This is a genomic window from Sinorhizobium sp. BJ1 (genome assembly GCF_002531555.1).
Lineage (GTDB): Bacteria > Pseudomonadota > Alphaproteobacteria > Rhizobiales > Rhizobiaceae > Sinorhizobium > Sinorhizobium fredii_B.
Genome location: NZ_NWTH01000001.1, coordinates 63701 through 84295 on the forward strand (window position 1 = coordinate 63701; position 20595 = coordinate 84295).

The window sequence follows — 20595 nt, forward strand, 5'->3', positions numbered from 1 at the left end:
AGGAAAATCCGATAGGCGCGGCATCGCCGCAAAGGTTCCGATGCTTCTCCGGAACGCGTCTGGTCGGATAGAAAAAGCCCGGTCGATGACCGGGCTCTCCTCGGAAATATCGAGCGCTCAGTTTGCCGGAGCGGGGGCCGGGGCGGCCGCCTGACCACCTTCGGCAGGAGCCGGCGCCTGACCGCCTTCGGCAGGGGCCGCAGCCGGTGCTGCTTCTGTGGCGCCGGTTGCGTCCGCCGTCGGCAGCGGTGCCGGGCTGTCCGCCTGCTCGCGCAACCAGGCGATGAGGTTGGCCCGCTCGTCCGGCTTCTTGAGGCCGGCAAAGCCCATGGCGGTGCCCGGCACGTGCTTCTTCGGCGCCTCGAGGAAGTAGCTCAGGTGGTCGTAGTCCCAGACGATCTTGCCGCCTTCCGAAAAGGTCTTCATGCCGGCGGAGTAGGCGAAGCCCTCATGCGAGGCGACCGGACGGTTGATGACGCTCCAGAGATTGGGGCCGACCTTGTTCGCTCCGCCCTTCTCTGAGGTGTGACAGCTTGCGCATTTTTTGAACACGGCTTGGCCGGCAGCAGCATCGGCCTTGGCGAGCAGCGGGCCGATCGGCTCCGGCTTGGCTTCTTCGCCGCCAGCCGCACCGCCTTCGGCAGTCGGTTCCTCGGCGACGATTGCGAAACCTTCCTTCTCGGGAGCTTCGGAATGGAAAATGCCTTCAGACGCAATGGACACGGTCATCAGCACGAAGACCGTGCCCAACAAGGCACCCACACCCATGTTCACATATGGATTCATCTGCAAACGCTCCCTTTGCCACCGGCGCAAACAAAAAGCCGGCCCATCTTGAAATCGCGCGGAACCTATGTCTTTTGGCTCTGCGTTGCAACAGAGATTATCGGCCCCGAAGTGAGACCTTTTGACACTTTCTGCAGGGCTTTTGAAGGCAAGATGATGAATCGTGAACTTTCGGGCAAAGCCCTCGTGCTCATTCCAGCGCGCATGGCCTCGACACGCCTGCCGGGCAAGCCGCTCGCCGACATCTGCGGCCTGCCGATGATCGTCCAGGTCGCCAAACGCGCCGCGGAAGCCGATGTCGGCCGAATCGTCGTCGCCGTCGATCATAGAGAGGTCTTCGAGGCGGTGAGCGACGCCGGTTTCGAGGCGATCATGACGCGCGTCGATCACCAGTCCGGGTCCGACCGGATCTACGAGGCGCTCACGAAGGCCGATCCAAACGGTGAGGCCGAGATCGTCATCAATGTCCAGGGCGACCTGCCGACCATCGAGCCCGGTCCGATCCGCGCAGCGCTGAGGCCGCTCGAAAACGCGACGACCGACATCGCCACCCTGACGGTGGAGATCACCGACGAGCACGAAAAGACCAATCCGAACGTCGTCAAGGTCGTCGGTTCGCCGCTTTCCGAGAGCCGGCTGCGCGCCCTCTATTTCACCCGCGCGACGGCACCCTATGGCGCGGGGCCGCTCTACCACCATATCGGCCTTTACGCCTACCGGCGCAGGGCACTCGAGACTTTCGTGTCGCTGAAGCCTTCGACGCTCGAAAGGCGCGAATCGCTCGAGCAGTTGCGGGCGCTCGAAGCCGGCATGCGCATCGATGTCGAGATCGCCAATTCCGTGCCGCTAGGCGTCGACACGCCGGCCGACCTGGAAAAAGCCCGCCGCATACTCTCGGCCTGAAAGGGGAACCAAAGTGACCGCCAAGACCAACAGGATTTCCTTCCAGGGCGACTTCGGCGCCAATTCCGACATGGCTTGCCGCGACATGTTCCCGTCCATGGAGCCTTTGCCCTGCCAGACCTTCGAGGACGCCTTTCTTGCGGTCGAGAACGGCGAGGCCGATCTCGGCATGATCCCGATCGAGAACACGATCGCCGGCCGCGTCGCCGACATTCATCACCTGCTGCCCGAATCGCGTCTCCACATCGTCGGCGAATATTTCATGCCGATCCGCTTCCAGCTGATGGTGCTTCCGGGCGTCAGGCATGATGAAATCCGCACCGTGCACAGCCACATCCATGCGCTCGGCCAGTGCCGCAAGATCGTCCGCGCCAATCGCTGGAAGCCGATCGTCGCGGGCGACACGGCCGGTGCCGCCAAGCTCGTCTCGGAAACAGGCGACCGCTCGATGGCTGCGCTTGCCCCACGCCTTGCCGCCGACCTCTACGGGCTGGAGATCATCGCCGAGAACGTCGAGGATACCGACAGCAACGTCACCCGCTTCGTCGTGCTGTCGCGCGAGGAGCAGCGGACAACGCGCAAGTCGAACGACGAGCTGATCATCACCACCTTTGTCTTCAACGTGCGCAACATTCCGGCCGCCCTCTACAAGGCGATGGGCGGCTTTGCCACCAACGGCATCAACATGACGAAGCTCGAAAGCTATCAGCTTGGCGGCAAGTTCGTGGCGACGCAGTTCTATGCCGATATCGAGGGCCATCCGGACGACGAGGGGGTTCGCCACGCCATGGACGAGCTGCGCTTCTTCTCGGAAAACGTCCGCATTCTCGGCACGTACAAGGCGCACCCGATGCGCGGTGTGCTCTGAGGACGAGCCTGCTTACGGCGCCCTTCTCAGCACGGTTCTCCGCCCCTCCGTCATGCTCGGGCTTGACCCGAGGATCCAGACCAGGTCGGCCAGTATCGCCGTCAGCACCGGTGCTTGCGATTGGATCCTCGGGTCAAGCCCGAGGATGACGGGCTCGGGTCAAGCCCGAGGATGACGGAGGGTGGGGATGATGTCACGACGCGCCGACGCAGCTCGGAAACGTGGCGAACTTCGTTAACCGGCTACGCGTCTGGTGCATGCCTAATTTGCAATCATGGAACTACTTAAATCTTAGGCAAATGCCTATTTGGCCTTTGTCAAGAAAATGGAGTGTCAAATAATGAAGATCCGTCAGAAGATCGTGGAATATGCAAAGTTGCGCCGCGCGGTACGCGAGCTGAATGCTCTGGACGATCACGCGCTGAGCGACATCGGTCTTTCCCGATCCCAGATTCAAGCAGCCGTTTACGGCCGCTGATTAAAGAATGGCCCCGCGTCCTACAGCGTCGCGCGTCACCAGACGCGCAAAGGTCGCTGTAGCACTTTGCATTGCAGTGGAGCGTGCGGCAGTAAGTCTTCCACACCCCGCCGGCGATGCCCGCGGGGTGTGAGCGAGACCTTCGCTAGGCCTTAGTCGTCGAAAAGGCAGACACGAAGGCGATGCCCGTCCGGATCGAGGGCGACGAATGTCGGTCCGAAATCCATCTTCGTCAGTTCCTGCGCAATCGGCAGGCCCATCGCCCGCCATTCCTCGTAATGCGCGCGAACCGCTTCTTCCCCTTCCACCATGAATGCGAGTTCGGCGCGGCTGCCTTCACCGACCGGTCCGGGCTGTACGCCTGCTGTTGCCCACAATCCGAGAACGAACCCGTTCTGAAGCTCGAAGGAGGAGAAGGTCGGGAAGCTGACCAACGGTTCCTTACCGAGCAGCTTGCGATAGAATTCGACGCTAGCCAGTGGCTCCGTTACATAAAGGACGATGAGATTGGCTTTTGCCATGATGGGTCTCCTTGTTTCGGGACCCTCAAGCTACTGATGCATGCTGTCAGTTTTTGTCAGCAGTCTACTCGTAGCGGAAAGGCAACTCCTCTGTCGTTCAGGCCCCGACGGAGTGGACGCCATGCGTGGCGCGCCAGTCCTTGAGCAGGGCTTGGCGTCGGCGCGGGTAGCGATTGTCGAGCATTGCCGCTTCTGCGATCCGGTCGGTCCGGAAATGGCGGAAATCCTGCCGCAGCTCGCACCAGGCGGCCAGCACCCGCACCTCCTCGAAAAAGCCGAGCGCGAAAGGCCAGACCGTGCGGCGGCTGTCGCGGCCATCATTGTCGAGATAGCAGAGCTCGAGCTTGTGTTCGCTGCGGATGGCCTTGCGCAAGAGGCCGAGGTCGATCCGCTCGGCGATGGTTTGGCGCGATCCCACGAGCAGTGTCAAACTGTCGAGCTTCTCCTTGAGCTCCGCCGGCAGCACCGAGCCGATCTTCGCCAACGCGTCGGCGGCTGCTGCCGCGAGTCTTTTATCGCCGCGATTCGCCACCCAGCGCGAACCGAGCACCAGCGCCTCGATCTCTTCCTCGGAAAACATCATTGGCGGCAGCAGGAAGCCGGGCTTGAGGACGTAGCCGATGCCGGCTTCTCCCTCGATCTCGGCGCCTTGGGCCTGCAGGCTGGCAATATCGCGGTAGAGGGTGCGGAGGCTGACTCCGGTCTCCTCGGCGAGATGTCGGCCGCTCACCGGCCGGCGGTGGCGTCTCAGCACCTGAATGAGATCGATCAGCCGTTCCGAGCGCGACACCGGTTCTGCTCCTTCGCGCTCAGCTTCGCTCCGGCCAGGCCAGCCAGTCGCGCATGAGCTGGTGGGCGATTGCGCCCTTCGGCGGCGGTATATGCTCGTCCGGCGTGCTGGCCACTCCGGTCGAGCGCTCAAGCATCGCTTCCGTCTCTGCCCGGGTGAACCACCGCACGTCCTCAAGCTCCTGCTCGTCACGCTTGATGACGGTCGATCGCGCCTCGGCAAAGCAGCCGATCATCAGCGAGTGCGGCAGCGGCCAGGGCTGGGAGGCGTGATAGCGCACCCGGCCGATGCGGATGCCCGATTCCTCCTGGGTCTCCCGGCGCACGGCGTTCTCGATTGTCTCGCCCGGCTCGACGAAACCGGCAAGGCAGGAATACATGCCGGGCGCGAAATGCGGGCTGCGGCCAAGCAGGCAGAGGTCGCGCTCGATATCGACCGTCAGCATGATGACGACCGGATCCGTGCGCGGAAAGACCATGTGGCCGCAGGCCGTGCAGATGCGCCGGTACCCCCCGGCAGCACCGTCCATAGGCCCGCCGCACCGGCCGCAGAAGCGGTTGTTGGCGTTCCAGGTGATCAGGCTCGACCCTTGGGCGAATTGGCCGAGCAGTTCCTCCGGCAGCATCTGCTGCCGGTAGAGCATGCGCGCATCGGCGATCTTGAACGGCTCCGGCACGGTCTCCTCCGTCAGGCCGGACGGCACGGCAAGCCGCGGCTCGCCGTTCGGCAGGTAGCCGAGCAGGACCGCCTCGTCGATCGTCGGTTCGAGACCTGCAAGCTCATAGGCTGCGAACAGCGGGTCGATGATCTTCTCGTCGTGCTTGACGATCAGCTTCGCGCCGGAAAAGGCGAGGAAATGCGCGCCCGGATGTTCGAGCGCCTTCTCGACGCAATCGTCGGCGCGGTGCTCCGATTGCCGATCAAGATGGTTTTCCGCAAAGGCGACGAATGTGCTCGGCTCCGGATGGGGGCTGTGAAGATCGAAGATCGTTTTCGTCATGTTCAGAGATTTTCCAGTATACGTTCTGCAAATGCCTGATGCTCCCCTTCCGGCCACGGCTCGGCCTTGCCGAAGCCCCAGACCGGACCCGGCCAGTTCGGATCGCCCTGGCGGCGGGCAATGACATGTACATGAAGCTGCCGGACGACGTTGCCGAGCGCGCCGATGTTGATCTTCTCCGCTCCGGCGACCTTCTTCAGCGCGGTCGCCACCATGTTGGTCTCGAAGGTCAGCATCGCCTGATCGAGCGGCGACAGGTGGAAGACCTCGGAGACGTCGGCCCGCTGCGGAATGAGGATCAGCCACGGCCAGCGGCGGTCGTTCATCAGGCGCATCTGGCAGAGGCCGATCGGGGCGATCGGGATGCCATCGCGCTGAAGGCGCTCGTCGAGCGTGAAACCGGTCAAGAAAATCTCCTCGGGACCAAGCGGATTCGCCTTGTATTGCATATCGATAGCAGTTTTTTGGCGGCTTGGCTTGCATTTGCTTCAGATATTGCCGATATGGAAGCCGGGAGGTTGGTGGTGGACGAGCCACTCGCCAACCGGGTCAGGTCCGGAAGGAAGCAGCCCTAACGAGCCCCGGCACGGGTCATCGTGCCAGCCTCCCACCTTCTCCGTCCTGTCGGGACAAGAGTTCGAACAGCGGCAGGGTCGATGAGCGACGAAGCGCCCATTTCATCCCCAGTTTCACCCGTCGAGAAACCGGCCGCCTACCGCGTTCTGGCGCGCAAATACCGCCCCAAGGATTTCTCCGATCTGATGGTCGGCCAGGAGCCGATGGTGCGCACGCTCACCAACGCTTTCGAGACCGGCCGCATCGCCCAGGCCTATATGCTGACCGGCGTGCGCGGCGTCGGCAAGACGACGACGGCGCGCATCCTGGCGCGGGCGCTGAACTACAAGACCGCCGAGATCGACAAGCCGACCATCGACCTGCGCGTGCCGGGCGAGCATTGCCAGGCGATCATGGACGGCCGGCATGTCGACGTTATCGAGATGGACGCCGCCTCCCACACCGGCATCGATGACATCCGCGAGATCATCGAGCAGGTGCGCTACAGGCCTGTTTCGGCGCGCTACAAGGTCTACATCATCGATGAAGTGCACATGCTCTCGACCCAGGCCTTCAACGGCCTGCTGAAGACGCTCGAGGAGCCGCCTGAGCATGTGAAGTTCATCTTCGCCACCACCGAGATCCGCAAGGTTCCGATCACCGTCCTGTCGCGCTGCCAGCGCTTCGACTTGAGGCGCATCAGCGCCTCCGATCTGGTCGGGCTGTTCTCCATCATCCTGAGCAAGGAGGCCGTTCCCTTCGAGCCGGAAGCGCTTGCCATGGTGGCGCGCGCCGCGGAAGGGTCGGCACGCGACGGCCTGTCGCTGCTCGACCAGGCGATCGCCCATGGCGGCGGCTCGGTCGAGATGGAAACGGTGCGTTCGATGCTCGGTCTCGCCGACCGGGCCCGCATCGTCGACCTCTTCGAGCATGTCATCAAGGGCGACGCGGCGGCAGCCCTCGGCGAATTCGCCGCCCAATACGAAGCTGGCGCCAATCCGACCGTTGTCTTGACCGACCTCGCCGATTTCACCCATCTGGTGACGCGCATGAAATATGTGCCCGAGGCGGCCAATGATCAGTCCTTGAGCGAGATCGAGCGCCGGCGCGGCGCCGAATTCGCCGGCAGTGTTGCGGTCACCACCCTGTCGCGCATCTGGCAGATGCTCCTCAAGGGCATTCCCGAGGCGGAAAGCTCGGCGCGGCCGGCGGGGGCCGCCGAGATGGTGCTGATCAGGCTCGCCCATGCCGCCCACCTTCCTTCGCCGGAAGACGCCGCGCGGCGCCTTATGGAGCTTTCGGGCGGCGAGCCTGCCGACGGGCGCCCGGCGCCGGCCCGCAGTGGCGGCAGTCCCCAATTCCAGGCCGGCCAGCCGGTTCAGGCCCGCTCCATCGAGGCAGCGCCTGTCCAGCGCCCGTCCGGGAACGGCGCGACCATGCTGCGCGCCGTTCCAGACGTTGCGGCCCAACCCGTCGGCGTTGGGCGCATCGAGGACGGACCGGCACCGGCAGCTGCCGCCAAGGCGGAGCCAAAGGTCCCAGTCAATTCGGTGAGCGACATCGCCGATCTCTGTGCGAAGAATCGTGACATCAAGTTGAAGACCTTGGTGCGCGGTTTCCTGCGGCTCGTGCATATCGAGCCCGGCAGGCTCGACGTCAATCTTCCCGACGATGCGCCGAAGACGCTGCTCAATGAACTGGCCGTCAAGCTCAAGGAATGGACCGGCATCCACTGGGTCGTCAGCTACAGCCGCGAGCCGGGCGAGCCGACGCTTGTCGAGGCCGAACAGCGGGCCCAGGAACAGCGCGTCAACGACGCCCGCCAGGATCCGGACGTCGCAGCGATCCTGGCGCGCTTTCCGGGTGCGAGAATTACCGACGTGCGCATTCGCGCCGCGGCGGAGGAGATCGAAAACCTCGCTCCGGCTGCGGCCGAATCCGAAGACGGCGATATCGTCCCCGGCGACGACATCGAGTAACGCTCAGCGTGGAAGCAGCGCTTTGAATTCAGGCAGTCATACCAAAGGACAGGAGACGACGATGCGCGACATCATCGGCATGATGGGCAAGGTCAAGGAAATGCAGGCCAAGATGGAGAAGCTGCAGGCGGAGATCGCCGCACTCGAAGTCGACGGCATGTCCGGCGGCGGCCTCGTCACCGTCCGGCTCGACGGCAAGGGCCACATGAAGAGCCTGAAGATCGACCCGTCGCTCTTCAAGGAGGACGATGTCGAGATCCTCGAAGACCTGATCGTCGCCGCCCACAAGGAGGCCAAGGACAAGGCCGAGGCCATGCAGGCGGAAAAGACCCGCGAACTGACCGCCGGCCTGCCGATCCCGCCGGGCATGAAGCTGCCGTTCTGATCGGCCTCTGGAGCGCTTGAACCGGCTCCTGCTGGCGAGAACGCAAATCGTGCTACTTTGCAGCTCAGCTTATTGGGGAGGAGAATGCCATGTCGCTTGCGTCGCTGCTCGTCTTTGCCGGCGCGCTGTTGATTGCTGCCGGTTCGCCGGGACCGAGCATCGCCGCGCTCGTCGCCCGCGTACTCGCCAAGGGCGCGCGCGATGTGCTTCCCTTCCTGGCGGCCATGTGGGTCGGCGAGGCGATCTGGCTCTCCTTCGCCGTTGCCGGCTTGGCGGCGATCGCCGAGACCTTTCATTGGATGTTCGTCGCCATCAAATGGGCGGGCGTTCTCTATCTTCTCTTCCTGGCCTGGAAGATGTGGTCGGCCGAACCGGCATTGCCGAGCGACAGCCTGCCGGAAGCAAGATCGGCATCGAAGATGTTTCTTGCCGGCCTGACGATTACGCTCGGCAATCCCAAGATCATGATGTTCTACGTGGCACTGCTGCCGTCGATCGTCGATCTCGGCTCGGTGACCTTCCTTGGCTGGACGGAACTTGTCGCCACCATGGTCGTGGTGCTCGTCGTCATCGATCTCGCCTGGGTGATGATGGCGGCCAAGGCGCGCCAGTTCCTGAAGAGCCGCCGCGCGGTCCGGATCGTCAACCGCGCCAGTGCGGGCACGATGGCTGGCGCGGCCGTCGCAATCGCCACGCGGTGATCGCCGTCAAACCGATTCCGTTTGTCGGTGAGATGCGCTAAAAGCCGGCCATGGCAAAGCGAGTCACCGGTCCCGAAATCGAAAAGCTCATCCAGCTCCTGGCGAAGGTGCCGGGCCTTGGGCCCCGTTCCGCGCGGCGCGCGGCGCTGCATCTCGTCAAGAAGAAGGAGCAGTTGCTCGGGCCGCTTGCCGAGGCGATGGGCGAGGCGCACCGCAAGGTCAAGATCTGCTCCTGCTGCGGCAATGTCGATACGATCGATCCCTGCACCGTCTGCACCGACGAGCGGCGCGATCAGTCGGTGATCATCGTCGTCGAGGACGTCGCCGATCTGTGGGCCCTGGAGCGCGCCGCGGCGCTGAATGCCGCCTACCACGTGCTCGGCGGCACGCTGTCGCCGCTCGACGGCATCGGCCCGGACGACCTGAACATCAAGGGCCTGGTGGATCGCGTCGCCAAGGGCGGGGTGCGCGAGCTGGTCATCGCGGTCAACGCGACCGTCGAAGGCCAGACGACCGCCCACTACATCACCGACCAGCTCGAAGGCATGGAAGTGAAGATCACCCGCCTCGCCCATGGCGTTCCGGTCGGCGGCGAGCTCGACTATCTCGACGAAGGCACGCTGACGGCCGCGCTTAGGGCGCGTACGACAATCTGAAGGGATGCCGATGCGTTTGAAGTCTCGTGTTGCCTCGTGGTTTACCGGTCTTTGTGCGGGGGTGCGCCGCGCGTGCCTGCTCGCAACAGTCACCGCGCTCCTCGCTCTGCACCTTCCCGCTCACGCCGCCACCAAGGCCGGCGTGGAAACGCAATTCCGGCAATGGCTGCAGAATGATCTCTGGCCGGAGGCGAGACAGGCCGGCATTTCTGCCGCGGCCTTCAAGGCGGCCTTTGCGGATGTGAAGCTCGATTGGGACCTGCCCGACCTGGCGCCGCCCGGCTTCCCGAAGGCGAAGGAGCGCAAGCAGAGCCAGGCCGAGTTTTCCTCGCCCGGGTCCTATTTCTCCGAAAGGCGGCTGCAGGGGCTGGCGGCGACGGGCCGGAGCCTCGCCTCCGCTCATCAATCGACGCTGAAGCGGATCGAGCGGACCTACGGCGTTCCGGGGCCGGTCGTGCTTGCCATCTGGGGACGGGAGTCCGGCTTCGGCCGGGCGAAGATCCCACATCCGATCATGGACGTGCTGGCGACCAAGGCCTTCATGTCGACGCGGCCGGAGCTGTTCCGGCGCGAACTGATCGCCGCCCTCACCATCCTGCAGAGCGACGACGTCAAGGAAAGTGAAATGCGCGGCTCCTGGGCGGGCGCCATGGGCCAGCCGCAATTCCTGCCCTCGAGCTTCCTGAAATATGCGGTGGACTTCGATGGCGATGGACGCCGCGACATCTGGAATTCGGTGCCCGACAGCCTTGCCTCGATCGCCAATTATCTTTCTAAGAAAGGCTGGCAGGGCGGCCGTGACTGGGGCTTCGAAGTGTCGATCCCGGGCGGCGTTTCCTGCGCCCAGGAGGGACCGGATCTGGCGCGGCCGATCGCCGATTGGGCTAGCATGGGGATCACCCGCATCTCGGGCAAGGCCTTTCCACCCGCCGAACGATCCGCTTCGGGCATGATGCTGGTGCCGGCCGGCACGCATGGGCCAGGCTTCGTGGTCACGCCTAATTTCTACGTGATCAAGGAATACAACAATTCCGACCTTTACGCGCTGTTCATCGGCAACCTTGCCGACCGCATCGCCTCGGGCGGCGGCGCCTTTCGCGGCGAATGGGGCGATGTCGGCAAGATGCTGCGTTCAGACGTGCTCGGCATGCAGAAGGCACTGGTCGCGACCGGCTACGATGTCGGCAAGGTCGACGGCTTGCCGGGCTACAAGAGCCGCCGCTCGCTCGGCGACTGGCAGGCGAAGAACGGCCTAAAGCCGACCTGCTTTCCCGATCCGTCGCTGAAGGCGAAGCTGCGCTGACTTCGGAAGGCGGAAGGTGGAGAGTAGCTCGCTGAGCAAAAGCCATCGACATTGCGGCTATCGTCCTGTTACTTGGGATGTGGTTTCACGACGGTTCTTACCTTCGCCACAGCTTCGAGCGTGCGATGGACCGGGCACTTGCCCGCAATTTCGGCAATCTTCTCGCGAAGGTCTTCGGAGACCTCGCCATAAACGGTAATGACGCGCTCGAAGCGGTCGATCCGGGTGCCGCCGCTGCGTTCCGATTCGGTGCACTCCTCGCAATCCTTGGCATGGATCCTCGCGTGTGAGACGTCAACGCCGATGCGCCCGAGCGTCAGCTTCTTGTGATCGGCATACAGCCGCAGCGTCATCGAGGTGCAGGCGCCAAGTGCGATCGACAGGAAGTCATAGGGTGACGGTCCGGAATCGAGCCCGCCCATGTTTTCGGGTTCATCCGCGAAAAGCCGATGGCCGCCAGCCTGAACCGCGTTCTGAAACTTGCCTTCACCCGTTTCCATGATGCGGACGTGTTCGATCGGCGCCGTCCCCTGCGGCGCGTCGGCGGCGAGATAACGCGTCAACCATCCCGAAATGATCCGCCCTGCGAAGGCTGCGTCCTCAGGGTCAGTAAGCAGGTGGTCGGCCTTGTCGAGCGAAACAAAGCTTTTGGGATGTTTGGCTGCGTGGAAGATTTCGGTGGCATTCTCGATTCCGACCGTCTGGTCCAGCGGCGCGTGAAGGATGAGGAGCGGCTTTTTCAGGCTCGCAACCGCGTCTTTGATGCGCTGTAAGCGGGCGTCCTCGACAAAGTGTCTCCTCACAAGGAACTTCCGTCCGGCAAGATCGACTTCGGCGGCACCGCTCGTTTCGATCTCCTCAAGGCTTGTTCCGAAGTTGTTCAACACATGGCCCACATCGGCCGGCGCGCCGATCGTGGCGACGGCGCGCACTTCAGGAATGTCCTTCGCGACGGCCAGGACCGCTGCGCCGCCGAGCGAGTGGCCGATCAGCAACGACGGTGCCTGATAGTGTTGACGGAGATAATCGGCCGCCGAAATCAGGTCGGCGACATTGGACGAGAAATTCGTCGAGGCGAATTCGCCTTCACTCGACCCTAGCCCCGTGAAATCAAAACGCAGGACAGCGATACCCTCGCGTGCAAGCTCCGCTGCAATGCGGCGCGCTGCCGCCAGATCCTTGGAACAGGTGAAGCAATGGGCAAAGAGTGCGTAGGCGCGTAAAGGCCCGTTTGGTAGGTCGAGTCGGGCTGCCAGGGTTGCGCCGGAATGGCCGGCGAATTGAAGCCGTTGCGTATTGAAAGCCATAGGACGCTCCTTCGCTATCAGGAATGATATTCTACATCGGCAATGGCGACCAACGAGCGCGGGGATGTTCCTTCCGTCCGCCCAGCGTCTCCGCCGGGCGGTTCGCAATTACTGGGGCGCGCCGGAATTCCGCGGCCCGAGACAGTGGACCGGCTATTCGGCCGCCGACCGCCGGGGCAGCACCCAGTTGGAGCGCGGGAAATGGCAGGTGTAGCCGTTGGGGTAGCGCTCCAGGTAATCCTGGTGTTCCGGCTCCGCTTGCCAGAAGTCCCCCACCGGCTCGACTTCGGTTACCACCTTGCCCGGCCACAGGCCCGAAGCGTCGACGTCTGCGATGGTGTCCTCGGCTATCCGCTTCTGCTCGTCGTCGACATAGTAGATCGCCGACCGGTAGGAACTGCCGATGTCGTTGCCCTGTCGGTTTCTCGTGGTCGGATCGTGGACCTGGAAGAAGAACTCCAGAATCCGCCTGTAGCTGATCGTCTCGGGATCGAAGACGATTTCGATGCTCTCCGCATGGGTACCGTGATTGCGGTAGGTCGCGTTCGGCACATCGCCGCCGGTGTAGCCTACGCGGGTCGAAACGACCCCGGGGAGCTTGCGGATCAAGTCCTGCATCCCCCAGAAGCAGCCACCAGCCAAAACAGCTCTCTCGGTCATTTTAGATATCCTCTACCTGGTTGATATACGCTCCGTAGCCCTCGACCTCCATTTCGTCGCGCGGAATGAAGCGCAGTGCCGCGGAATTGATGCAGTAACGTAAGCCGCCCCGATCCTGAGGGCCGTCGGGAAATACATGGCCAAGGTGACTGTCGCCATGCGCGGAGCGCACCTCGGTGCGGATCATACCATGCGAATCGTCCCGCAATTCATTGATGTTTGCCGGTACGATCGGCTTGGTGAAGCTCGGCCAGCCGCAGCCGGAATCGAACTTGTCGGCCGAGGCGAACAGCGGTTCGCCGGAAACGACGTCGACATAGATCCCCGGTCTTTTGTTGTCATGATACTCCCCTGTGAAGGGGCGTTCGGTGCCGTTCTGCTGTGTCACCCGATACTGCTCGGGCGTAAGCTTCCTGACCGCGTCGTCAGTCTTTGCGTAGGTCATTGTCCTATCTCCGTTCAAGTCCGACAACGTTGGCCGATTTGCACGGGCGGCGTCCTCCATTGGCGGGCAATGCGTCCGGCCTCCCTTCACAGGAGCGGCCGTGGCGCGGAGCCGAGTCGCTCCTTCGCCCGGCTGTTGGATGCCCCGCTCAGGCGGGTATGATAGTAAACTGCTTCCTCACCCGCCGACACCAGCGCGTCTTTTGCGCCGGCACGCCCTGCGGCGGACATTACTGTCCTCGACGTCGTCGAAAAGACCCCGCCGCTCAGGAGGAATTGGCCAACACGCTGCGGCTCGCCGAGGTCAAGATGGGTGGCCTCGACGCGATCTTCTATCCGGGTGGTCACGGCCCGATGTGGGACCTCGCCGACGAGAACTCGATCGTCCTGATCGAAGATTTCTACAACGCCGGCAAGCCGGTCGCGGCCGTCTGCCACGGCCCGGCCGTCCTGCACCGGGTAACCTATCAGGGAGAGCCCATCGTCAAGGGAAAGCGCGTCACCGGCGTCACCAATTCCGAAGAGGAAGCGGTAGAGCTGACTGAGGTCGTGCCGTTCCTCGTCGAGGACGAGTTGAAGCGTCTGGGCGGCCGCTTTGAAAGGCCGCCGATTGGGCGGATTTCACGGTCGTTGACGGCCGGCTGATCACCGGACAGAATCCGTCTTCGTCGACGTCGGCGGCCAAGGAGCTACTCAAGCTTCTGCAGTAGTTCCCGGTGGTGCGGCCTGGCTCGGCGGCGCCAATTCGTACAGGCAGCAGGAGGTTTCAAAGCGCCTCCTGCACTTTGATACAGATCCGCTTGGGCGAGAACACAAGCCGGATACTTCGCTCTGGTTCCATGCAGCACGACTGAAGCGCGACCGACGCCAAAAAATGCGTCGGTCCACTGCAGAGGGACGACGATGATCCTTTTCACGATAGCTTATCTTGCAGGTGTGCTGACCATAGTCAGCCCCTGCATCCTTCCCGTCCTGCCTTTCGTGTTTTCTCGAGCCGGTCAGCCGTTCGCCAGGAGTATTGTTCCCATGCTCATCGGCAAGGTCGTGACATTCGCGGGCGTGGCGACGCTTGCCGCGGTCGGCGGCGACTGGGCGGTGCAGGCGAATGAGGCAGGCCGATATGCGGCAATCGCAGTGCTCGCGGTGTTTGGCGTGATACTGCTCTCTCCGCGGGCCGCGGCCGTTGTTACCCGCCCGGCAGTCGCCCTTGGCGCTCGCCTCTCACAATGGGCGGCCGGGCAAAAAACGAGTATCGGAGCCTCCCTTCTCCTTGGTGTCGCAACCGGGCTTCTTTGGGCGCCCTGCGCCGGTCCGGTTCTCGGGCTAGTCCTGACCGGCGCCGCCCTTCATGGCGCCAATATGGGGACGACGCTTCTGCTGACGGCCTATGCCGCGGGAGCGGCCACCTCGCTGGCGCTGGCGGTGCTCGCCGGCAGAAGGGTGTTCGCCGCCATGAAGCGATCGCTCGGTCTCGGCGAGCGTTTCCGGCAGGGCCTCGGCATTGCAGTGCTCGCCGGTGTAATTGCAATCGCACTCGACCTCGATACGGGGGTGCTGGCGCGCCTCTCCTTTGCGGGCACCACGAGTATCGAGCAGTCGCTCCTCGATCGGCTGCGCGGCAAGCCCCCGGAAGCGGCGGCGAACCATCCTGCCGCACCGGCCGTCAACGGTCAGCAGCGGGCATATCGAAGCAATTTGCCGGTGGAGGGCACCTTGCCGTCGCTGGACGGCGCGGTCGAGTGGCTGAATTCCGAGCCGCTCAGCGTCGAGCAGCTGCGCGGCAAGGTCGTGCTCGTCGACTTCTGGACCTATTCCTGCATCAATTGTATTCGGACGATCCCCTATGTTCGCGCCTGGGCGGAGAAGTACCGGGATCAGGGCCTGGTGGTGATCGGCGTGCATGCACCCGAATTTGCCTTTGAACGGCGTTTCGACAACGTCAAGCGAGCAGTCCGGGATTTTGAGATCGGCTATCCCGTCGCGATCGACAACGAGTTCGCGATCTGGCGCGCCTTCGGCAACAGCTACTGGCCCGCGCACTATTTCATCGATGCCGCAGGACGGATCAGGCACCATCACTTCGGCGAGGGTGATTACGAGCAGTCGGAGCGCGTTATCCAGGAACTGCTGGCGGAAGCGGCAGGCAGCCGCGGGGGTAACGGCGCTCCTGTGAGGCCGGCCGCGAAAGGCGCCGAAGTCGCGCCCGATATCGCCAACCTCCAGTCCGGCGAGGATTATCTCGGCTACATGCGAGCCGGAAATTTCGCGTCGCCGGAAGGCGCCGCGGCCGATGAGGCGCGCGACTATACCGCCGGAAAGCCGGGTCTCAATCAATGGCGCCTCGCCGGTAACTGGACGGTCGGAGCCGAACAGGCGACGCTCAATCGATCGGGAGGAGCGGTTACCTACAGGTTCAGCGCGCGCGACCTGCACCTCGTCCTCGGACCAGGGGCGAGCGGCAGGAAAGTTCGCTTCCAAGTGCTGGTCGACGGCGTTGCACCGGGTCCGGATCATGGTTCGGACATTGACCCCGACGGCAACGGAACGGTGACGGACACGCGCCTCTACCAGCTCGTGCGCCAGTCGGGAGAAGTGCGGGAGCGGACGTTCGAGATTCGCTTCCTCGATCCCGGCGTCGAAGCCTTTGCTTTCACTTTCGGATGAGCGTCACTCCATAAGCAAACAGGAGAGTTCAAATGCGGATTTTTGCGATGGCCATCGCCATCATGGCGCTCGCGGTCGCGCCGTGCGCCTGGGACACCGATCCCCGGGAGCCGTCGGCGATTGCGGCGCTCATCGGCGGACCAATGGCTTCGCCCGATGAAGGTCCGGCGCAGGCGACGACGAGACCGGACACGCCCATGTGGGAGATGGCGTGCTCAAATGAGTACTCGCCGACATCAGCGAAGCGGGTGTCCTAAATCGACGGATATACGACATATGAGACATGGCCCTTTCGTCTTACTATCAAGGCTCCAAACTCAAACCAACGGAGCCCATGATGACCCAGCACTCGAATGGTACCGCGCTGATTACCGGCGCTTCCTCCGGTATCGGGGCGATCTATGCCGATCGTCTGGCGCGCAGGGGATACGATCTGATCCTGGTCGCCCGCAACCAGTCCCGCCTCAATGAACTGGCCGAGCGCTTGACCGACGAGACCGGTCGCGCCATCGAGGTCGTCGCGGCGGACCTCGGCGATAAGCCCGATCTCGGTCGAGTCGAGCAGATACTGAAGACCGACGCCAGCATCACCCTGCTGGTCAACAATGCCGGCATCGGTGCAACGGGACCGCTGCTCGCGTCCGATGTTGACAAGATGGAGCAGATGATCGCTCTGAACGTCAACGCTCTGACCCGGTTGACCTACGCGGCGGTCCCCGGCTTCGTGGCGCGCGATAGCGGTGCGATCGTCAACATCGCTTCGATCGTCGGTATCGCGCCGGAGGTACTGAACGGCGTCTACGGCGGCAGCAAGGCTTTCGTCCTCGCCTTTACGCTGTCGCTCCAGAAAGAACTCGCCGACAAGAATATCCGCATTCAAGCAGTGCTCCCGGGCGCCACGGCCACCGACTTCTGGAGCGTTGCGGGGACTCCTCTGGAGCATGTGCCGAGTGACATCGTCATGCCCGCCGAGGACATGGTGGACGCCGCGCTCGCCGGCTTCGAGCTCGGCGAACGGATCACCATTCCGTCGCTGCCGGATGCTGCCGATTGGGAGGCCTATGAAGCGGCGCGGCAGAAGCTCATGCCGAACCTATCCCTCAGGGTGCCGGCGGCTCGCTACCGCGCTGCGGTGGGCTAAGGCGCGAACGATCTTCCAAACCGCATCGACACATACCGGCAATAACTCAACCGCCGAGGAGGGTTAGGCCGTCCGCCGCCACTGCCCGGCCCGGTCGGGATTTCTCAGAGAGAAGCTCCTTGAGAGAACGCAGCCGCCCAACCTGCATAAGAACGAAGACATGAAGCGTGTCTCGTGACGCGCTTCATGTGCCGGGTCGGGGAAGTCCCCGTGGCGGTTTCTCTCAAGCGGGAATATCGTACCTGCGGAAAATTTCAGTGAGGAAGGTGCCCATGCATAGGATCGGCTTTGTCGTCTTTCCAAGATTCCAGCTCATGGGTTTTGCGGCGGTAACCGCCTTCGAGATGGCGAACTCCGCGCTTGGCGAACCCGCTTACGAGATCGAGCTGCTTTCAGAGACGGGCGGCGAGGTCAAGTCGTCCGCCGGCTTCGGCGTGCTCACGAAGGCCTTCGACGAGACACCCTATGATACTGTGATGTTCGGCGCCGGCGCGACGATCGAGCCGATGACGCCTGGGCTGATCGCCTTTTCGCGTCGGGCGCTTGAAACGTCGCGCCGCGTGGCAGCGCCCTGCACCGGCGCCTTCGTTCTTGCCGAGGCCGGCTTGCTGGATGGGCGCCGTGCGACCACGCACTGGGCCTTCGCGCGCCGGCTGCAGGAGCGATTCCCGGCCGTGAAGGTCGAGGACGATCGCATTTTCATCGTCGACGGAAGCGTGTGGACGTCTGCCGGGATGACCGCGACCATCGATCTTGCGCTTGCGATGATCGAGAAGGACCATGGGCAGGACGTTGCGCGCTCAGTCGCCCGCAAGCTCGTCGTCTATCACCGGCGCGCCGGCGGCCAGTCGCAGTTCTCGGCCTTGCTCGAGCTCGAGCCGAAGTCCGACCGGATCCAGAAATCTATCGACTACGCCAAGGCGAATCTCGACGGCGTGTTGTCGGTGGAAGAACTGGCGGAAGCGGCAGGGCTGAGCCCGCGCCAGTTCAGCCGGGCGTTCCGGGCCGAAACAGGACAGTCGCCCGCCAAAGCCGTGGAGAAACTCCGCGTGGAGGCGGCCCGGCTGATGATGGAGCAGGGCCGGCACTCCATGGACGTCATCGCAGTGGAGACGGGTTTCGCCGATCCCGATCGCATGCGCCGTGCCTTTCTTCGCACGCTCGGCCAGCCGCCGCAGACGATCCGGCGGAATGCGCGCGAGAGTGCGTCCGCATAGTGCAGCCGAGAGTAAATTGTAGCCCACTGTATCTAGGCGCAGGTGCACTACACGAGCTTTCAATCGCGGTTTTGCGAAGTCACAACGCAGATACACTGACGTCGCATTCCGCGACTGTAGCTCACACAGTCCGGAGAAAATCGATGACAGGGGAAATCAATCTACCGCGCCGGCGGTTCATCGGAGCCGCGGCGTTGACGCTGGCCGCCGCGCAATTGGGCGTAACGGGCGTCGCCGCAAAATCAGCCGCTCAAGCCGGCATTCCGGCGATCACGCCGGACACGAACGCATCTTTCGCGTCGCTCAAGCAAATCGAGGCGGGGGTCCTCAATATCGGCTATGCCGAACTCGGCGCGAGCGACGCGCCCGCGGTCATTCTTCTGCATGGCTGGCCATACGACATCCACACCTATGTCGATGTGGCGCCCTTGCTGGCGGAAGCTGGCTATCGGGTGATCGTTCCCTATCTGCGCGGTTATGGTACGACCCGCTTTCTCTCCGCCGAGACGCCGCGCAACGGCCAACAGGCGGCGATCGCTGCCGACATCATCGCCCTGATGGATGCGCTCGGGATCGAAAAGGCGGTTATCGCCGGCTGCGATTGGGGCGCGCGAACCGCCAACATCATCGCTGCCCTCTGGGCGGAGCGGTGCAAGGCCCTGGTATCCGTGAGCGGCTACCTGATCGGCAGCCGTGAAGCCAACAAGATGCCGCTGCCGCCCGGCGCCGAGCATGCCTGGTGGTACCAGTTCTACTTCGCAACGGAACGGGGGCGTGCCGGCTACGAGCGAAACCGAGAGGAATTCGCGAGACTCATCTGGCAGCTCGCATCGCCGAAATGGAATTTCGACGATGCCACCTTCTGCCGCAGCGCGGCGGCCTTCGAGAACCCGGATCATGTCGACATCACCATCCACAATTACCGCTGGCGGATCAGCCTGGCAGACGGCGAGCGGAAATACGACGATCTGGAAGAAAGACTCGCCAAATTCCCGATGATCGGCGTGCCGACGATCACGCTGGAGGGCGATGCGAACGGTGCCCCCCATCCGGACCCCGCGACCTATGCCAAGAAATTCTCCGGCAAGTATGAGCATCGGCTGATCACGGGCGGCATTGGCCACAACCTGCCGCAGGAAGCGCCTCAGGCCTTCGCCAAGGCCGTCGTCGACGTCGATCGTTTCTGACCACTTTTGCCGCCGCAGCACGGTTGCGTCCTTTCAGGCGCATCAGGATCGCTGTAGGTTGCTAAAGCGCGTCCGCGTTCACCAAATGCGCGACGCGCTTTGGATTGCTTCATGCAGGTGGTCTTCGAACCGCCGCGCCGTTTCAAGCGACTTGCATTGATTGCGCCGTGCTTTCACGCGCGGCTTCTGACTGCGCCTTCGTATCGCTGTGTGTCCGTTCCGCAATCCGCCAGCATTTGGTTACTTTTTTGCCCGGTCACGAAACATTCCATACACGTGCGGAGCAGCATGTGTGCCTCGACAGTCGGACAAGGCAAGCCAGCGTCCGCGTCATCAACTCGAGCGCCCGGCCCCTTCCAAACTCAAGGAGAAAACCATGACAACTGCAAGGAGCGCCGAGAAAGCGCCAAAGGTCGACTTCAAGCTCGAAGTCGTCGTCATCCCGGTTTCGGACGTCGATCGCGCGAAGAATTTTTACGCGAGCCTCGGCTGGCGGCTCGACGCCGACTTCGTCGTTGGCGACTCGTTCCGGGGCATCCAGTTCACGCCTCCAGGCTCGCCGTCTTCGATCCACTTCGGCAAGGGGATCACCTCTGCCGCGCCGGGGTCGGCAAGCGGCCTCTATCTCGTCGTGTCAGACATCGAGGCGGCGCGCGTCGACCTCATCGGGCGCGGCGTCGAGGTGAGCGAGATCTTCCACCGCACCGGTCCGGGACAGCCTCCGGTCAGCGGTCGGGATTCCGAACGGCGCAGCTACTTCTCCTACGCCACGTTCAGCGATCCGGACGGCAACACCTGGCTGCTGCAGGAGGTCACAACGCGGTTTCCCGGGCGCGTCGACGCGGGCGCCACGACATTCACGTCGGTCGCCGATCTCGCGAGTGCGTTCCGCCGCGCCGAGGCCGCGCACGGCGATTACGAGAAGCAGCTCGGCCACCGGGATGAGGACTGGCCCATCTGGTACGCCGAGTACATGATCCGGGAGCAGTCCGGCGAAGCGATGCCGTCATGAGCGGTTCTCGTCAGGATCGAGCTGAGAAAGGGGCGGCG

The 20595-nt window shown here is 63.4% G+C and carries 22 protein-coding genes, 1 other RNA gene and 2 pseudogenes; 16 read left to right on the forward strand and 9 right to left on the reverse strand.

The annotated features are described in order from the left end of the window. Positions 1-117: 117 nt before the first annotated feature. Positions 118-786: a cytochrome c family protein gene (locus tag CO676_RS00310; RefSeq protein WP_097519291.1), complete on the reverse strand. Its 669-nt coding sequence runs from the start codon at positions 784-786 to the stop codon at positions 118-120. A gap of 156 nt (positions 787-942) precedes the next feature. Here CO676_RS00310 and CO676_RS00315 point away from each other — a divergent pair, with 156 nt between their 5' ends. From CO676_RS00315 to CO676_RS00325, 3 genes are all read left to right on the forward strand, one after another. Further along, complete coding sequence (locus CO676_RS00315; protein ID WP_097519522.1) at positions 943-1689, forward strand: 3-deoxy-manno-octulosonate cytidylyltransferase; 747 nt, start codon at positions 943-945, stop codon at positions 1687-1689. A gap of 13 nt (positions 1690-1702) precedes the next feature. After that, positions 1703-2557 (forward strand): prephenate dehydratase, encoded by an 855-nt coding sequence (locus CO676_RS00320; protein ID WP_041414835.1) that lies wholly within the window; start codon positions 1703-1705, stop codon positions 2555-2557. 340 nt (positions 2558-2897) lie between these two features. Beyond that, positions 2898-3035, forward strand: a complete 138-nt coding sequence (locus tag CO676_RS00325) for a DUF1127 domain-containing protein (RefSeq protein ID WP_014766656.1) — start codon at positions 2898-2900, stop codon at positions 3033-3035. 152 nt (positions 3036-3187) lie between these two features. Here CO676_RS00325 and CO676_RS00330 read toward each other — a convergent pair whose 3' ends face one another. The 4 genes from CO676_RS00330 to CO676_RS00345 all read right to left on the reverse strand — a co-directional run bounded on the left by CO676_RS00330 (position 3188) and on the right by CO676_RS00345 (position 5795). Beyond that, entirely contained in the window at positions 3188-3556 is a 369-nt protein-coding gene (locus CO676_RS00330) for a VOC family protein (protein WP_097519292.1), read from the reverse strand. Between the two features lie 97 nt (positions 3557-3653). Next, positions 3654-4346: a YafY family protein gene (locus tag CO676_RS00335; RefSeq protein ID WP_097519293.1), complete on the reverse strand. Its 693-nt coding sequence runs from the start codon at positions 4344-4346 to the stop codon at positions 3654-3656. 19 nt (positions 4347-4365) lie between these two features. Further along, on the reverse strand, positions 4366-5346 hold the full coding sequence (nudC, locus tag CO676_RS00340; RefSeq protein ID WP_097519294.1) for an NAD(+) diphosphatase: 981 nt from the start codon (positions 5344-5346) through the stop codon (positions 4366-4368). A gap of 2 nt (positions 5347-5348) precedes the next feature. After that, positions 5349-5795 (reverse strand): HIT family protein, encoded by a 447-nt coding sequence (locus tag CO676_RS00345; RefSeq protein WP_041414837.1) that lies wholly within the window; start codon positions 5793-5795, stop codon positions 5349-5351. 64 nt (positions 5796-5859) lie between these two features. On the opposite strand from CO676_RS00345, the gene ffs reads away from it, so the two are divergent. The 6 genes from ffs (at position 5860) to CO676_RS00375 (ending at position 10925) form a co-directional block, all read left to right on the forward strand. After that, positions 5860-5957, forward strand: an RNA gene (gene ffs / locus CO676_RS00350) — signal recognition particle sRNA small type. A 45-nt stretch (positions 5958-6002) separates the two neighbouring features. Continuing rightward, on the forward strand, positions 6003-7880 hold the full coding sequence (locus CO676_RS00355; protein WP_041414838.1) for a DNA polymerase III subunit gamma/tau: 1878 nt from the start codon (positions 6003-6005) through the stop codon (positions 7878-7880). A gap of 61 nt (positions 7881-7941) precedes the next feature. After that, positions 7942-8265 (forward strand): YbaB/EbfC family nucleoid-associated protein, encoded by a 324-nt coding sequence (locus CO676_RS00360; RefSeq protein WP_014766661.1) that lies wholly within the window; start codon positions 7942-7944, stop codon positions 8263-8265. An 89-nt stretch (positions 8266-8354) separates the two neighbouring features. Then, positions 8355-8966: a LysE family translocator gene (locus CO676_RS00365; protein WP_014766662.1), complete on the forward strand. Its 612-nt coding sequence runs from the start codon at positions 8355-8357 to the stop codon at positions 8964-8966. Positions 8967-9016: 50 nt separating this feature from the next. Continuing rightward, entirely contained in the window at positions 9017-9622 is a 606-nt protein-coding gene (gene recR, locus CO676_RS00370) for a recombination mediator RecR (RefSeq protein ID WP_014330655.1), read from the forward strand. Between the two features lie 10 nt (positions 9623-9632). Beyond that, positions 9633-10925: a lytic murein transglycosylase gene (locus CO676_RS00375; RefSeq protein ID WP_097519523.1), complete on the forward strand. Its 1293-nt coding sequence runs from the start codon at positions 9633-9635 to the stop codon at positions 10923-10925. Between the two features lie 68 nt (positions 10926-10993). Here CO676_RS00375 and CO676_RS00380 read toward each other — a convergent pair whose 3' ends face one another. The 4 genes and pseudogenes from CO676_RS00380 to CO676_RS36965 all read right to left on the reverse strand — a co-directional run. Next, the gene (locus CO676_RS00380) at positions 10994-12232 is read right to left on the reverse strand and encodes a bifunctional alpha/beta hydrolase/OsmC family protein (protein WP_097519295.1); all 1239 of its coding nucleotides are present in this window, start codon (positions 12230-12232) and stop codon (positions 10994-10996) included. Between the two features lie 153 nt (positions 12233-12385). Next, the gene (msrA, locus tag CO676_RS00385) at positions 12386-12892 is read right to left on the reverse strand and encodes a peptide-methionine (S)-S-oxide reductase MsrA (protein ID WP_014766665.1); all 507 of its coding nucleotides are present in this window, start codon (positions 12890-12892) and stop codon (positions 12386-12388) included. A gap of 1 nt (position 12893) precedes the next feature. Beyond that, positions 12894-13337: a peptide-methionine (R)-S-oxide reductase MsrB gene (msrB, locus tag CO676_RS00390; RefSeq protein ID WP_097519296.1), complete on the reverse strand. Its 444-nt coding sequence runs from the start codon at positions 13335-13337 to the stop codon at positions 12894-12896. 86 nt (positions 13338-13423) lie between these two features. Continuing rightward, positions 13424-13543 (reverse strand): annotated as a pseudogene (locus CO676_RS36965) (NAD(P)-dependent oxidoreductase); the annotation flags it as partial. 36 nt (positions 13544-13579) lie between these two features. Between CO676_RS36965 and CO676_RS00400 the strand changes: the two are divergent. From CO676_RS00400 to CO676_RS00425, 7 genes and pseudogenes are all read left to right on the forward strand, one after another. Next, a pseudogene (locus tag CO676_RS00400) lies at positions 13580-14046 on the forward strand (type 1 glutamine amidotransferase domain-containing protein); the annotation flags it as partial. A gap of 193 nt (positions 14047-14239) precedes the next feature. Beyond that, entirely contained in the window at positions 14240-16000 is a 1761-nt protein-coding gene (locus CO676_RS00405; protein WP_097519297.1) for a cytochrome c biogenesis protein DipZ, read from the forward strand. Positions 16001-16032: 32 nt separating this feature from the next. Beyond that, positions 16033-16257 (forward strand): hypothetical protein, encoded by a 225-nt coding sequence (locus CO676_RS34390; protein WP_144340107.1) that lies wholly within the window; start codon positions 16033-16035, stop codon positions 16255-16257. Between the two features lie 80 nt (positions 16258-16337). Continuing rightward, positions 16338-17141 carry an SDR family oxidoreductase gene (locus CO676_RS00410; protein WP_097519524.1) on the forward strand — a complete coding sequence of 268 codons (804 nt, stop codon included), beginning with the start codon at positions 16338-16340 and terminating at the stop codon, positions 17139-17141. A 272-nt stretch (positions 17142-17413) separates the two neighbouring features. Further along, a complete protein-coding gene (locus tag CO676_RS00415; RefSeq protein WP_097519298.1) occupies positions 17414-18358 on the forward strand; it encodes a GlxA family transcriptional regulator in 945 nt (314 codons plus the stop codon). Positions 18359-18501: 143 nt separating this feature from the next. After that, positions 18502-19545 (forward strand): alpha/beta hydrolase, encoded by a 1044-nt coding sequence (locus CO676_RS00420; RefSeq protein ID WP_097519299.1) that lies wholly within the window; start codon positions 18502-18504, stop codon positions 19543-19545. 376 nt (positions 19546-19921) lie between these two features. Further along, complete coding sequence (locus CO676_RS00425) at positions 19922-20557, forward strand: VOC family protein (protein ID WP_097519300.1); 636 nt, start codon at positions 19922-19924, stop codon at positions 20555-20557. Positions 20558-20595 lie beyond the last annotated feature (38 nt).